General features: G+C 66.0%; 10 protein-coding genes, 1 tRNA gene and 1 other RNA gene. 8 read left to right on the top strand and 4 right to left on the bottom strand.

All coding sequences use genetic code 11. The features are described 5' to 3' along the window. Positions 1-20: 20 nt before the first annotated feature. From hrpB to Q0L48_RS09540, 5 genes are all read left to right on the top strand, one after another. Positions 21-2,456 (top strand): ATP-dependent helicase HrpB, encoded by a 2,436-nt coding sequence (gene hrpB, locus Q0L48_RS09560; protein ID WP_296720171.1) that lies wholly within the window; start codon positions 21-23, stop codon positions 2,454-2,456. Between the two features lie 117 nt (positions 2,457-2,573). Beyond that, positions 2,574-2,852 carry an ETC complex I subunit gene (locus tag Q0L48_RS09555; protein ID WP_296720168.1) on the top strand — a complete coding sequence of 93 codons (279 nt, stop codon included), beginning with the start codon at positions 2,574-2,576 and terminating at the stop codon, positions 2,850-2,852. A 35-nt stretch (positions 2,853-2,887) separates the two neighbouring features. Continuing rightward, an RNA gene (gene ffs / locus Q0L48_RS09550) (signal recognition particle sRNA small type) lies at positions 2,888-2,982 on the top strand. A gap of 60 nt (positions 2,983-3,042) precedes the next feature. After that, positions 3,043-4,878 carry a DNA polymerase III subunit gamma/tau gene (locus Q0L48_RS09545; RefSeq protein ID WP_296720166.1) on the top strand — a complete coding sequence of 612 codons (1,836 nt, stop codon included), beginning with the start codon at positions 3,043-3,045 and terminating at the stop codon, positions 4,876-4,878. A 19-nt stretch (positions 4,879-4,897) separates the two neighbouring features. Further along, positions 4,898-5,239, top strand: a complete 342-nt coding sequence (locus tag Q0L48_RS09540; RefSeq protein WP_296720163.1) for a YbaB/EbfC family nucleoid-associated protein — start codon at positions 4,898-4,900, stop codon at positions 5,237-5,239. 19 nt (positions 5,240-5,258) lie between these two features. Here Q0L48_RS09540 and Q0L48_RS09535 read toward each other — a convergent pair whose 3' ends face one another. Beyond that, on the bottom strand, positions 5,259-5,690 hold the full coding sequence (locus tag Q0L48_RS09535) for a hypothetical protein (protein WP_296720161.1): 432 nt from the start codon (positions 5,688-5,690) through the stop codon (positions 5,259-5,261). 161 nt (positions 5,691-5,851) lie between these two features. Between Q0L48_RS09535 and lon the strand changes: the two genes are divergently transcribed. After that, positions 5,852-8,260: an endopeptidase La gene (lon, locus tag Q0L48_RS09530; protein ID WP_296720159.1), complete on the top strand. Its 2,409-nt coding sequence runs from the start codon at positions 5,852-5,854 to the stop codon at positions 8,258-8,260. 240 nt (positions 8,261-8,500) lie between these two features. Next, positions 8,501-8,773 carry an HU family DNA-binding protein gene (locus tag Q0L48_RS09525; protein WP_296720153.1) on the top strand — a complete coding sequence of 91 codons (273 nt, stop codon included), beginning with the start codon at positions 8,501-8,503 and terminating at the stop codon, positions 8,771-8,773. Positions 8,774-8,870: 97 nt separating this feature from the next. Here Q0L48_RS09525 and Q0L48_RS09520 read toward each other — a convergent pair whose 3' ends face one another. Both Q0L48_RS09520 and rlmB read right to left on the bottom strand, forming a co-directional pair. Then, entirely contained in the window at positions 8,871-9,773 is a 903-nt protein-coding gene (locus Q0L48_RS09520; protein WP_296720150.1) for a hypothetical protein, read from the bottom strand. 44 nt (positions 9,774-9,817) lie between these two features. After that, positions 9,818-10,609, bottom strand: coding sequence for a 23S rRNA (guanosine(2251)-2'-O)-methyltransferase RlmB (gene rlmB / locus Q0L48_RS09515; protein ID WP_296720147.1), 792 nt, complete (start codon positions 10,607-10,609; stop codon positions 9,818-9,820). A gap of 166 nt (positions 10,610-10,775) precedes the next feature. Between rlmB and Q0L48_RS09510 the strand changes: the two genes are divergently transcribed. Further along, positions 10,776-10,861: transfer RNA gene (locus Q0L48_RS09510), tRNA-Tyr, on the top strand. A 188-nt stretch (positions 10,862-11,049) separates the two neighbouring features. Here Q0L48_RS09510 and Q0L48_RS09505 read toward each other — a convergent pair. After that, entirely contained in the window at positions 11,050-13,431 is a 2,382-nt protein-coding gene (locus Q0L48_RS09505) for a YbcC family protein (RefSeq protein ID WP_296720144.1), read from the bottom strand. Positions 13,432-13,449: the final 18 nt, after the last annotated feature.

The following is a 13,449-nucleotide window of genomic DNA, read 5'->3' as shown; positions in this document are numbered from 1 at the left end:
TCGCGGTATCGGGCGGGGCGATGAACCCCGACCTTCCCATCCACGCTGTTTTGCCGGACATCCGCGCCGCGCTGGCGAATGTCGGCGCAGGCGTGCTGGTCGCACCGCCGGGTGCGGGCAAGACCACTGCGGTCGCGCCCGATCTGCTGGGCGAGGCCTGGTGCACCGGCCAGATCATCCTCACCTCGCCCCGCCGCGTTGCCGCCCGCGCTGCGGCTGAACGCATGGCCGAGATGCTGGGCGAAAAGCCCGGCGAAACGGTCGGCTATATGACCCGGCTCGATAGCAAGGTGTCGGCGCGCACCCGCATCCTGATTGTCACCGAGGCGATCCTTGTGAACCGGCTGGTCGATGATCCAGAGCTTCCCGGCGTCTCCGCCCTGTTGTTCGATGAAGCACATGAACGCAGCCTCGACAGCGATCTGGGTCTTGCGCTGGCGCTGGAGAGCCGCGCCGTGCTGCGCGAGGATCTGCGCGTGCTGGTGATGTCCGCCACCATCGACGGCGCGCGTTTCGCCCGCTTGCTGGGCGATGATGCGCCGGTTGTCGAGAGCGAAGGACGCAGCTTTCCGCTGGAGATCAAGTGGCTTGGCGGCGATGGTTCGCAGGCAATCGAGGATAGTGTGACGAGCGCGGTGATGACCGCGTGGCGCGATGAGGCGGGCGATATCCTCGCCTTCCTGCCCGGCGTGCGCGAGATCGAGCGGGTGCGCGAACGGCTGGAGCCGCGCCTGCCGGATGTGCCGATCCATCCATTGCACGGCCAGATCGAACCCGGCGCTCAGCGTGCAGCGATCCGCCGCGATGCTCAAGGCCGCCGCCGCATCGTGCTGGCCACCGCGATTGCCGAGACTTCGCTGACGCTCGACGGTGTCAGCGTGGTGGTCGATTCCGGCCTTGCCCGCCTTGCCGAGTTCGACCGGGCGGCGGGCACCACGCATCTCGTCACCCGCCGCGCCTCGCAGGCGTCCGCAGCGCAGCGGGCGGGCCGTGCAGCGCGGCAGGGGCCGGGGGTGGCTTACCGGCTGTGGGAGGAGGCAGGCCATGCCGGTCGTCCCGAATTCGCTCCGCCCGAGATCGTGCAAGCCGATCTTGCGCCGTTGCTGCTGCGGCTGGCGAAGTGGGGGACAGCCGATCCGCACTCACTGCCGTGGCTCGATCCGCCGCCCGAAGCTTCGGTTGCGGCGGCGCGGGGGGCGCTGGAGGCGTTGGGCGCGATTGATGCGGGCGGAAAGATCACGCCGCTGGGCGAAGCGATTGCTGCCCTGCCGATGGCGCCCGATCAGGCGGCAGCCGTGCTTCATGGCGCGTGCGCGGGGTGCGGTGAGGATACGGCACGGCTGGTAATGCTGCTGCAGGAACGCGGGCTTGGCGGGCGGGGCGAAGACCTGATGCAGCGGCTTTCCCGCTGGCGGGGCGACCGTGCGCCGCGCAGCATTGCCGCGCAGCGAATCGCGCAAGGCTGGGCGAAGCAGGGTGGGCAGCTTGCGGGAGTGATCGGCCAAAGTCCCGCCGCCGATGCCGCCGAGGCGCTCGCGCTGGCGCGGCCTGATTTCGTCGCGCGCCGCCGCGATCCCTCGGGCGAGCACTGGCTGAGCGCAGGCGGTCGCGGGTATATGCTCGATCCCGCGTCACCGCTGGCGCGGGCCGAATGGATCGTGATCGGCGATGCGCAGGGTCAGGCCAAGGGGGCACGCATCACCGCCGGTGGCGAACTTGCGGCTGATCGCATTGCGGCGCTGTTTGCCAAGGAATTGCAGGAACGCGTCACAACCCGCTGGAACAAGGACAAAGATCGGGTCGAAGCGCGGCGTGAACGGCGGCTTGGCGCAATCGTGTTGGCGAGCGTGCCCGAGCCTGCGCCCGACCCCGCCCTGTTTGTGGATATCCTTGTGGAGAAGGCTGTGGAGCGGTTGGGGGAAATGCTTCCGCCAGGCTTCCTTGCCCGCGCCCGTTTTGCTGGGGTCGATGCGCTCGCGCCCGAAGCCCTGCGCGATCGTGCATCCGAGTGGCTTGCTCCGTTGCTGGCCGGGCGGCGCGACCTCGATTTGCCGCCGCACCGCTTTGCCGAAGCTGCGCTGGGCCTGCTCGACTGGAACCAGCGGCAGGCATTCGACCGCGCAGCGCCCACGCACTTCACCTCGCCCGCCGATACGCGGCACGCGATCGACTACGCCGGAGATGACGCGCCGAGCGTAGAGGTGCGGGTGCAGGCACTGTTCGGTCTGGATGCGCAGCCGATAATCGGCACCACCCCGCTGCTGCTGAAACTGACCAGCCCCGGCGGGCGTCCGGTGCAATCGACCCGCGATCTGCCCGGCTTCTGGCGCGGGAGTTGGCGCGATGTGGCGAAGGACATGAAGGGGCGTTATCCCAAGCACCGCTGGCCCGACCAGCCGTGGCTGGAAAAGCCGAGCATGAAGACCAAAAATGCGTTTAATCGCGGCCAGGATTAAGCTATCGCCCGGGCACAGATCGGGGCGCGAGAGCGGCCCGCGAGGGCGCCAAAGTGTTTTGGCGCCCACCCGCAGCGACGCTGGCGAAGCCAGCATGAGCGAGGATCGATAACAAGAATGTCCGCGAGAATTTTCCAGCAGCCCAAGCACGCGATGCAATCGGGCAAGGCCCATACCGATGAATGGGTGCTCGAATTCGAGCAGTCCGAGGCGCGTTTCGCCGATCCGCTGATGGGCTGGACCGGCAGCGGCGATACCCAGTCGCAGGTGCGGCTGACGTTCCCGTCCAAGGACGCGGCCAAGGCCTATGCCGAGAAATACGGCATCGCCGCGCGCATCCACGCAACCCCGCCCAAGCGGCTGAAGCTGCAGGCCTACGCGGATAATTTTCGCTGAGTTGATTTTTCATTCGCACCGCGCCATATGCACGCTCGGGAGTCGGGTGGACGTTTGCGTCTGCTCACCGGGTCAGGGCCGGAAGGCAGCAGCCCAGGTGGATGGCGACGGGTCGCTCGGCTCCTTTTTCCACGTAAATCGCCGTGATGCGCAGCATGACAAACCGTGGCCGAGCGCCTAGCTTGTAGCCATGAGCGATTCCGACCCCGAACTGCCAGAAGACGATTCCGGCCCGACTGCAGCCGAGTTGGAGGCTGCCGGGCAGAATGCGCTGTTCGGCGATCCTGCGCCGCCGCCCGCTGCCGCGCCCGAGCCAGCCCAAATGCCTGCGACCGCGCCGCCTCCTGAGCCTGCGTCTGCGTCTGTGCCTGCCCCCCCCCCTCCGGCCGCCAGCCAGCCTTACCGCGTGCTGGCGCGCAAATATCGCCCCCAGACCTTCTCCGAACTTATCGGGCAGGAAGCGATGGTGCGCACCCTTGCCAATGCCATCGCGCGCGACCGGCTGGCCCATGCCTTCCTGATGACCGGCGTGCGCGGGGTCGGCAAAACCTCGACCGCGCGGTTGATCGCCAAGGCATTGAACTGCATCGGGCCGGACGGGCAGGGCGGGCCGACCATCGACCCTTGCGGACAGTGCGAGGCCTGCGTCGCCATCGCCGAAGGCCGCCATATCGACGTGATCGAAATGGACGCGGCGTCGAACACCGGGATCGACGATATCCGCGAGATTATCGAGGCGGTGCGCTATGCTGCGGTCTCGGCGCGCTTCAAGATCTACATTATCGACGAAGTTCACATGCTGTCGAAAGCGGCCTTCAACGGCTTGCTCAAGACGCTGGAGGAGCCGCCGCCGCACGTAAAGTTCCTGTTCGCCACCACCGAGGTCGACAAGCTACCGGTCACGGTGCTGAGCCGCACCCAGCGGTTCGACCTGCGCCGTATCCCAGCCGGAATGCTGGCGGAACATTTCGCCAAGGTCTGCCGCCTCGAAGGCGTTGCCGCTGATGCCGAGGGTCTGGCGATCATCGCTGCTGCGGCCGAAGGATCAGTGCGCGATGGCCTGTCGATCCTCGATCAGGCGATCGCGCATGCCGATCTGGACGGCGAGGGCAAGGTCACCGCCGCACGGGTGCGCGACATGCTGGGCCTTGCCGACAAGAGCGCGCAGCGCCGCGTGCTCGGCCACCTGCTGGAAGGCGACGCCAAGGCATTGCTGGCGGCGGTCGACGAGCAATATTCGCTCGGTGTCGAGCCGCTGGCGCTGATGCGCGCGCTGATGGACCTGACCCACCGCATTACGCTGGCGCAGATTTCCGGCAATGAACCCGATGCTCCGGCGGAGGAAGAACGCGCCGCGCTGGCCGATTTCGCGGCGCGGCTGGGGGCGGGGGAGCTGCACCGCTTGTGGCAATTGCTGCTGAAGGGCCATGACGAAGTGCGCTCCGGCCCAGACCCGCTGGTGTCGCTGCAGATGGCCCTGCTGCGCATCCTCCACGCGGCGCAGATGCCCGATCCGGGCAAGCTGGCGAAGCGGATCGAGGAACTGGCGTCGGGCGGGTTTGCGGCACCAGTTCCGGCTCCTGCGGCAGAGGGTGCCGCGCCGTCCGCTCTGGTCGCTGCTGCGCCCCGGGCGGCTGCACCCTCGCAGGATTGGGCGGCGCTGGTCGAGGCAGTCGATGCCACAGGCCAGTTACGGGTCGCCCAGATCATGCGCGACCGGGTGCGGGTGATCGAATTGGGGCCGGATCGGCTGGTGTTCGAACAGGCCGACAATTTCCCCGATGATCCCGCGCCCGACATCCGCGAGGCGCTGTTCAAGCTGACAGGCAAGCGCTGGCAGGTCGAGCGCGGCACCGGTCCTGCACAGCCGAGTTTGCGCGAAACCGCCGATGCCGAGGCGCAGGCCGAGGATGCGCGCATCCGTTCCGATCCGCTGGTCGCAGCGGCGTTTGCGGCCTTCCCCGAGGCCGAATTGCTCGGGACCGAGGGCAATGTCGCCCGTGCGGCCCGTCCCCCGTGGAACTGATGTTCAAGGAGATCCCCAGATGAAATCGATGGAAGAAATGATGCAGGCGGCCCAGCAGGCCGCCGAGACCATCCAGAAGCAGATGAACGAAATGCAGGTGAAGCTCGATTCGATCGAGGTCGAGGGCACTGCCGGTGGCGGGCTGGTGAAGGTTCGCGCCAGCGCCAAGGGCCGCATCCTCGGCGTGTCGATCGACGACAGCCTGATCACACCGGATGACAAGCAAATCCTCGAAGACCTGGTCGCCGCCGCGTTCAACGACGCGCGCGACCGGGCGGACCGGGTGTCCGCCGAACAGATGACGGAAATGCAGGGCTCGATGGGCCTGCCGCCGGGCTTCAACCTTCCCGGCCTGGGATAAGGTCGGCGGCGCGGGTGGCTCAGGTAACCCGGCGACCGAAGGTCGGGCGTGTTATGGGCGGCTGTCGCTCCGCCGTCGTTGCGGGCGGAGTGACAGGCTCCGCGGCAGGCTGTGCAGCGCGCTTTTCCATGTAGCGGGCGAACGCGGCGTCGGCGTCGAAGGCGTCGCCTGTGTCCGCCGTATCGATGTCTGCCAGTCGTTGCGCAGGCCGAGCTTCGGTTGCAGCCGGTTTCGTCGCTTTCGGCTTGTCCGAATTGGCACCGATGATTTCGGAAAGCGCGCTGCGGATTCCCCGGAAAAAGCAGAACGGCGCGCCGATCAGGGCGGCGAGCGCGGGTAGGTAAAGCGGCAGGCGTTCACCGGGCGATCCGCCCGCATCGCCGATGCTCTCCAGCAGGCTGGACAAGGCCAGCATGGCAGAACCGGCTACGAACCAAGCAATCGTCTTCATCACCGTCCTCGTCTGGTCGGGCCGACACCATAGGCGAGAAAGGTTAAGCGGTTGCCAAGCGTGTTCCACAGCTTCTCCTGCAAAACCCATTGCGGGCGATGGCTACCCTACCCATATTCCCCCCTGAAGGCGCGCCCCAACGGCGGCCGCGGACATATGATATGACTGAGACCTTTCCTCTCCTCCCCTTGCGCGACATCGTCGTTTTTCCCGGCATGGTCGTCCCCCTGTTTGTCGGGCGCGACAAATCGGTGGCGGCGCTCGAAGCGGCCATGGAAGCTTCCAAGGACATCGTCCTCATCGCGCAGCTCGATCCGGGCTGCGACGATCCGGAAGGCGATGACCTTTATGATGTCGGCGTGATCGCGCAGGTTCTTCAACTTCTGAAGCTGCCCGACGGCACGGTTCGCGTGCTGGTAGAGGGCAAGTCGCGCGCGCGTCTCTCCGCGCTCCAAAGCCTCGAAACGCATTTCGTCGCCGAAGTCGAGCCGATGGTGCCCGATACTGTGTCGGGCAGCGAAGTCACGGCGCTGATGCGGCAAGTGGTCGAACAGTTCGGCGAATATGTGAAGCTGAACAAGAAGCTCGGCGAGGATGCCGGGATCGATCTCACCGATGTCGACGATGCCGGACAGCTGGCAGACACCATCGCCGCTGCGATCAGTGCGAAGGTATCGGACAAGCAGGCTTTGCTGACCGAGGCCAGCCCGTTGAAGCGACTGGAACTGGTGATGGCCTTCATGGAAGGCGAATTGTCGGTGCTGCAGGTCGAACGCCGCATCCGCGGGCGCGTGAAGCGCCAGATGGAAAAGACCCAGCGGGAATATTACCTCAACGAACAGTTGAAGGCGATCCAGAGCGAACTGGGCGGCGGCGACGGCGAAGAGGGCGATGAAATTGCCGAGCTGAGCCAGAAGATCGAGCAGACCAAGCTGTCCAAGGAAGCCCGCGCCAAGGCCAATGCCGAGCTGAAAAAGCTCAAGGGCATGCAGCCGATGAGCGCCGAGGCGACGGTGATCCGCAATTACCTCGATGTGCTGCTCGGCCTGCCGTGGGGCAAGAAATCGAAGCTGAAGAAGGACATCGCCAAGGCGCAGGCCGTGCTCGATGCCGATCACTATGCGCTGGAGAAGGTCAAGGACCGGATCGTCGAATATCTGGCGGTGCAGGCGCGCACCAACAAGCTGAAGGGGCCGATTCTGTGCCTCGTCGGCCCGCCGGGCGTGGGCAAGACCAGCCTCGGCAAATCGATCGCCAAGGCAACGGGCCGCGAATTCGTGCGCCAGTCGCTGGGCGGCGTGCGTGACGAGGCGGAAATCCGCGGTCACCGCCGCACCTATATCGGCTCGATGCCGGGCAAGATCGTCGCCAACCTGAAAAAGGCGGGCGCATCGAACCCGCTGTTCCTGCTCGACGAGATCGACAAGCTGGGGCAGGATTTCCGCGGCGACCCGGCCTCGGCGCTGCTCGAAGTGCTCGACCCCGAACAGAACAGCAAGTTTCAGGACCACTACCTCGAACTCGATCTGGATCTTTCGGACGTCATGTTCGTGTGCACCGCGAACAGCCTCAACCTGCCGCAGCCGCTGCTCGACCGGATGGAGATCATCCGGCTGGAAGGCTACACCGAGGAAGAGAAGGTCGCGATCGCCCAGCGTCATCTGGTCGAGAAGCAGATCAAGGCGCATGGTTTGAAGCAGGGCGAGTTCACCCTGACCGAGGAGGGTCTGCGCGATCTGATCCGCTACTACACCCGCGAAGCCGGGGTGCGCACGCTGGAGCGCGAGATCGCCAAGCTGTGCCGCAAGTCCTTGCGCAAGATCCTCGAAAAGCAGACCGACAGCGTCACCATCACGTCCAAAAATCTCGGCGATTTTTCCGGGGTGCGCAAGTTCAAGCACGGCGTGAGCGAGGAAGATGCGCAGGTCGGCGCGGTGACGGGGCTGGCGTGGACGTCTGTGGGCGGCGAATTGCTGACCATCGAAAGCGTCACCACACCGGGCAAGGGCGAGGTCAAGACCACCGGCAAGCTCGGCCAGGTCATGAACGAAAGCGTCGCGGCGGCCTTCAGCTTCGTCAAGGCGCGTAGCCCCGCCTATGGCATCAAGCCGAGCCTGTTCCAGCGCAAGAATGTGCATATCCACCTGCCCGAAGGCGCGGTTCCCAAGGACGGGCCGAGTGCGGGTATCGGCATGGTCACCTCGATCGTCTCCACGCTCACGGGCATTGCAGTGCGCCCCGATGTCGCGATGACGGGCGAGGTCACTTTGCGCGGCCGGGTGCTGGCGATCGGCGGATTGAAGGAAAAACTGCTCGCGGCCCTGCGCGGCGGGATCAAGACTGTCCTCATCCCCGAAGACAACGTCAAGGATCTGGCTGAAATCCCCGCCAATGCCAAGGAAGGGCTGGAGATCATTCCGGTCAGCCATGTCGACGAGGTGCTGGCGATTGCGCTGGTCGAACCGACGGTCTCGATCGAATGGACCGAGGCGGACGATCTCGCCAGCCAGCCCGGCAGCGCCGCTGCGGCGGTAAATCCTTCCGCTTCAGAGGTGCCAACCGCGCATTGAGCCGCTAGAAGGCGCGTGCCTGTCGCGATTCGCGGCAAGGTCGACATCGCGACCGGAAATCAGGAGTGTCCGACGCAGGGTACGGCTGGCTCGAGCCAGCCGTGATGTGCCATTGCGAGACGGATACATTTTGCCGGGGGCGATTTGCCTTTGACAGCCTTGCATAAAAAGTCTCAAGTTCGGGCTTTTGGTGAGGCGATTCACCGGAATAAGAAAATCTCGAGCCGAGGGGGTTTCCAGATGAACAAGAACGAGCTGATCAGTGCTGTCGCCGATGCCAGCGGTCTATCCAAAAGCGATGCCGCAAATGCGGTCGAAAACGTGTTCGACACGATCACCAAGGCCCTTTCGGGCGGCGACGAAGTGCGTCTGGTGGGCTTCGGCACATTTTCGGTCGGCAAACGCAAGGAATCGACCGGTCGCAATCCGCGCACGGGTGAGGAAATGAAGATCAAGGCATCGAACCAGCCCAAGTTCAAGGCAGGCAAGGGTCTGAAGGACGCCGTGAACTGATCGCCTGACACGGGCCGCTGTCTGCGGCGTTGCCAACAAAAAACCCCGCGGCCCGATGGGCGCGCGGGGTTTTTCGTGGCCGCACTGCGTTCCGCACCTACCCGCCGGTAGCCACCAGCGCGGTTGGTGCCTGCGCGGTGCGGGGCGAGATGTTCCACGTCAGCACTTCGCCCCCTGCATTCATGCTCGGTCCTTCGTCGGTATTGTTGGCAAGAATGCGCATGCCCGGCGCCAGTCGGACAACAAACGTGCCCTCCATCACCGGAAGGCCGGGGATCTGCGCCGTCTCTGCGCCGCCGTCTGCGCTGTCATTCGATGCGCCCATCGCAGCCAGACCGGCCAGCGAACCCATGCCGCCCATTGCGCCCATCATCGGGTTTTCGCCGTTCTGGGCCGCGAATCCCGGAGCATTGACCCGCACCTGACCGCCATCGCGCAGATAGATCTGGACGAAGGGATTGGTCGCAGGAAAGCCTTCGATGCTCGGGAACATGAAGTCGTGGCTCAACGTGCCGTTCACCGCATAGGTGACATCGAACAGGCCGTCGCCCTTGTGCACGACCCGTTCCCAGCCTCGCTGCCGCTCCAGCAACCGCACCAGTTCTTCGGCGGCCTTGGGGTCGGAAGGGTCGATCCCGCCCATCACCGCCGCCATCTGTTCGGCTTCCTTCTTCCGCTCGGCCGCGCGCTCGGCAGCGCCCGCCTCCCATGCGGCGCGCTGGTCGGCTTCTTCGGCAGGGGTGCAGTCGCGGGCCTCGAAGGTGTCATAATCCTGGCATTCCGCCGTGAACGCTTCCTCCGTCCCAGCGCCCATCTGCGCCAGCTTGGACAGGCCGAGGAAGAATATCTCGCCATCATAGGTGAAGCTGAAGCTGTCCGGCCCGGTCAGTTGCAGTTGCGATGTGAACTTGCCGGGCGACATGAAGCAGCCCGACAAAAGCAGCGCAAAGCCGGTCAGCAGCGCGGCGGCGCGCAGGCGAAATGTGATTGCGTGGTTCATGGCGGTTCCCCTTCCGGCCCCGAATGCGTGACGTGCCCCGCGCGTCAGCTGCGGGTCGCCGCGGCATATAGCGCAATTGCCGCCGCATTCGAAACATTCAGGCTTTCGATTGCGGAGGATATCGGCAGCCGTGCCAGCGCGTCGCAATGGGCCGCGATATTCTGGCGCAAACCTTCGCCTTCGGCCCCCAGCACGATCACCAGTGGCCCGGTTGGCATGACATCGGCCAGCGTCGCTTCGGCCTCGCCTGCCAGACCGATCCGCCAGTATCCGGCATCGGCCAGTTCCTCCAGCGCTCGGGCGAGGTTCACCACCCGCACCCACGGCACCGTCTCGAGCGCGCCCGAGGCCGATTTAGCCAGCGTGCCGCTTTCGGGCGGGGCGTGACGGTCCTGCGTCACGATTGCAGCGGCGTTGAACGCGGCGGCCGAACGCAGGATTGCGCCCACATTGTGCGGATCGGTCACCTGATCGAGCACCACGATCGGGCGCGCGGCTTCGCCCAGCGCGATTTCATCGAGGAACACATCCTCCAGCGCCGAACATTCCAGCACCAGCCCCTGATGCGGCGCATCCCTGGCGACCAGCCGCCCGAGATCGGCGACATCGGCGTATTCGACCGGGAAACCGGGCGGCAGTTCACCATCGAGGGTGTCGATCGCCTCGCGGGTCGCCCACAGCTTGCGGTGCTGGCGTTCCGGATTCTTCAGCGCGGCCTCCACCGGATGGCGGCCCCACAGGCGCACCTGTCCGGTGCTGCCCTGGCCCGAACCGCGCCCGCCCTTCATTCGCCCTGCGCGTCCGCGCAATGCGCGCTTGCGTTCACCCTTGGCCATCTTTGCTCCTTGGCTATGCCTTGCACCGCGCCCCCTGCCAGCAGGGCCATTGACAGGCAAGCACCGCTTCGCCAAAGGGGCGCCTCTCGGCAGCGAGGCCCATCGGACTCGCGCAAATTCGCAGCGCACCTGCGCTCGGGAATGCCCCCCTTCCAGGGGACTGTGTGGACAGGTGGCCGAGTGGTTAAAGGCAGCAGACTGTAAATCTGCCCGCGCAAGCGTACGCTGGTTCGAATCCAGCCCTGTCCACCACTTTCCCTTTCAAAGTTTCACGTGAAACATCGGCGAGCGGGATGAGACCGTCGCCGCTTTGCACGAAATCGCACGAGAATCGCACAAAATTGCAGCGAATCTGCAAGAAATCCGCCGCCCGCTCACCCCGCGTGCTTGTCGGGGGGTTGCGACCCTGGAACGGGCGGCGGTGCTGGCGGGCGAACCCGTCAGGCAGCCAATGTCTGCGGCGCGGCATCGGCCCAGTTCAGGCCCGGACGATAACGCGCATCGATCTTCCCTTGCTTCAGCACGAACAGGTGCAACCACCCGTTGTCGAACAAATCGCGCACTGAGGGGTTGCGTTCCAGCACCTTGAGAATTTCTTCGCGCGGGGCCTCGATCATCACCGACAGGCGGAGCGGTTCGTGGGCGAGCGCGTCTCCGTCGTGCACCGCCTGCCACGGCAGACCGGCGCGCAGGCGTCCGCCATTGCCTTCGATCACACCGATCCCGCCTACGACGTTGTGGATCAGCTTGTTGCCGCCGCCGAACGTGGCTGGCGCGACCGATGATCCGAAATACTGGAGCGAAATCCAGCTCGCCACCACCACCGGCGCGGTGATGATGAGTTCGAGCGTACCGAAGCCTTCGTCCGCGCGCCAATCGTAGGAATGCAGGAAGGCGCGTCCGCCCAGATCGCGGCCCGCAGTCGCCTCACGCGGGGCGGCGATGAAGGCGGCGCATCCGGCAAGACCCCATTCGGGGCGGATTTCGGCCCAGTTGGCCGCGCGGGCGGCGATATTGTTCCAGCGCGCACCCGGCAGCCGCACTGCGCGCTCGGCCCTTGCGTGCCTGGTTGCTTGCGCCAGTTGGCGGCGCACCTTGGCCAGATCGCCGCTGCGGTACGAGGGCAGGCCATCTTCATAGATGGTGATCGCATCGGTGGTGGTGTCGTGCAGGCCGGCAACGAACAGCGTGTCGTCTGGCACAGTGACGCCGCGCTCGGCGAGCCCGCTGCGGGTTTCCGGATCGTTGAGCAGGATTGCCAGCAGCCGGGCCGAGACCTCGCCCGTGTAACCGCCGCAGGCACCGCAGTGATAGGCGCTTTCGTGCGGGTTGTTGGTGACGTTGCCGCCATGGCCGAGCAGCAGCACGATTTCGCCGTGCCCGCTGGTCAGGCTCATCGCCTTCAGCACCGCCGCGCCGGTATCGGCCTTGGCCTCGGCGCTCATGCCGCCGACCACTTGCGGTGCGGGTTCGGTTTTGGGCGCGCCGTCGAGGCCGAGCGCCGACTTCACCAGCTTGACCGCGTAGATCGGGCCTGCCGCCTCGACAAAGGCAAAGGAGGAGACCGCCGCCTGCCGGAACCGGCCCCACGCGCGTGTGGTGCGCGCCGCGATGCGGGTGGCCTGATCTTTCTCCGGATCGCCCGCGCTGCTGGTTTCGACCGCCGGATTCAGCAGCACCGGAAGGCGCGCTTCGCGGATGTCCGAGCCGTGGGCGTGGTGCGATAGCGGCAGGCCGAAAAAGCCGGCGAAACCGACGGTAGCGATCCCCGCATCGACGCTTTCGAGCGCGCGGCGGAACACCTCGGAACGCACGTCGATACAGAACGCGGCCTGCAGGAAGGGGCGTTCGCCGGCCGGGGCTTCACCGTCGAGCGCTGCAGAGAGGCGGCGCTGGTGGCCGCGATCAGCGGCATCCTGAAGGATCGCTAGCGCGACATCATCCGGACCCGGCGCAACCGGTTCGGCATGGGCGGCGACGGCCTGCGCCCAACGATCGGCGACTTGCGGCGCATGGGCAAGCAGCGCTTCATCCCAGATCAGACGGATGGCGAGCAGATCGGCCATGGTGCGATCGGTCTCGCCTGCCAGTTCGGCCTGCCACAGCAGCCAGCGGGCGTGCTGCGACCAGCCGCCCATGCTCATGAACAGCCGGTGGAAGGCGGTTTCGGCGGCCGCATCGGTGATGCCCAGCGCTTCGGCGGCGAACAATATCGCGCGTTCGGCGGTGTCGGGCGCGGCGGCGACATGGGCGCAAAAGCCCTTGAGCCCGGCGATTTCGGGTGTGAGATCATGCATTGCCCAGGCGCGCCATGCAGCAAAAGCGCCGCTGCCCGGTGCGGGCGACCACAGCGCCTGTCCGCGATCGAACTGTCCGGCGGCCCACAGACCGATGCACTTGTCGATCAGTGCGGGCCAATCGATCCCGGTTGCCTCGGCAGCCAGATCGGCCACCGTGGGCAGCGCGCTCGGCGCGGGTCTTTCGCCAAGGTGTTCGGCCACATCGCGCAGGGCTGCGGTGTCATAGGGCCTCAAGGGCGAGGGCGAAGCGGCGAGAGCTTCGGCAAGGTCATCTTCGGTGATGCGCCCGTCGTGGATTGCGGCGGCATACTCCGCGCCCTCGCGGGTGACGCGGCAGCCCGCGACCCGGCCCAGCCGCGCAGCGGCGGTGGCGAGATCCTCACCCGTCTGGCCGAGGAAAGGGTTGACCGCCACGGTCGCATCGAGCGGGAAGGCGGGCGGAATGGCGCGGGCGGCGGCCTCGGCCGCTTCGAGGACGGCCGAGAGCCGGACCGGGGTGATCTGCGAGTGCTTCATGAACATGGCGGTCTCCGAATAAAG

The sequence above is a fragment of the Erythrobacter sp. genome, from assembly GCF_024305245.1.
GTDB lineage: Bacteria > Pseudomonadota > Alphaproteobacteria > Sphingomonadales > Sphingomonadaceae > Erythrobacter.
This window is presented reverse-complemented; position numbering and strand designations above follow the sequence as displayed.

What these genes read in the sequence shown, in the direction of transcription:
- hrpB (WP_296720171.1), top strand. Translation starts at nt 21, where the DNA reads ATGAACCCCGACCTTCCCATCCACGCTGTTTTGCCGGACATCCGCGCC.
- Q0L48_RS09525 (WP_296720153.1), top strand. Translation starts at nt 8,501, where the DNA reads ATGAACAAGAACGAGCTGATCAGTGCTGTCGCCGATGCCAGCGGTCTA.
- lon (WP_296720159.1), top strand. Translation starts at nt 5,852, where the DNA reads ATGACTGAGACCTTTCCTCTCCTCCCCTTGCGCGACATCGTCGTTTTT.
- Q0L48_RS09520 (WP_296720150.1), bottom strand. Translation starts at nt 9,773, where the DNA reads ATGAACCACGCAATCACATTTCGCCTGCGCGCCGCCGCGCTGCTGACC.
- Q0L48_RS09505 (WP_296720144.1), bottom strand. Translation starts at nt 13,431, where the DNA reads ATGTTCATGAAGCACTCGCAGATCACCCCGGTCCGGCTCTCGGCCGTC.
- Q0L48_RS09545 (WP_296720166.1), top strand. Translation starts at nt 3,043, where the DNA reads ATGAGCGATTCCGACCCCGAACTGCCAGAAGACGATTCCGGCCCGACT.
- Q0L48_RS09540 (WP_296720163.1), top strand. Translation starts at nt 4,898, where the DNA reads ATGAAATCGATGGAAGAAATGATGCAGGCGGCCCAGCAGGCCGCCGAG.
- Q0L48_RS09535 (WP_296720161.1), bottom strand. Translation starts at nt 5,690, where the DNA reads ATGAAGACGATTGCTTGGTTCGTAGCCGGTTCTGCCATGCTGGCCTTG.
- Q0L48_RS09555 (WP_296720168.1), top strand. Translation starts at nt 2,574, where the DNA reads ATGTCCGCGAGAATTTTCCAGCAGCCCAAGCACGCGATGCAATCGGGC.
- rlmB (WP_296720147.1), bottom strand. Translation starts at nt 10,609, where the DNA reads ATGGCCAAGGGTGAACGCAAGCGCGCATTGCGCGGACGCGCAGGGCGA.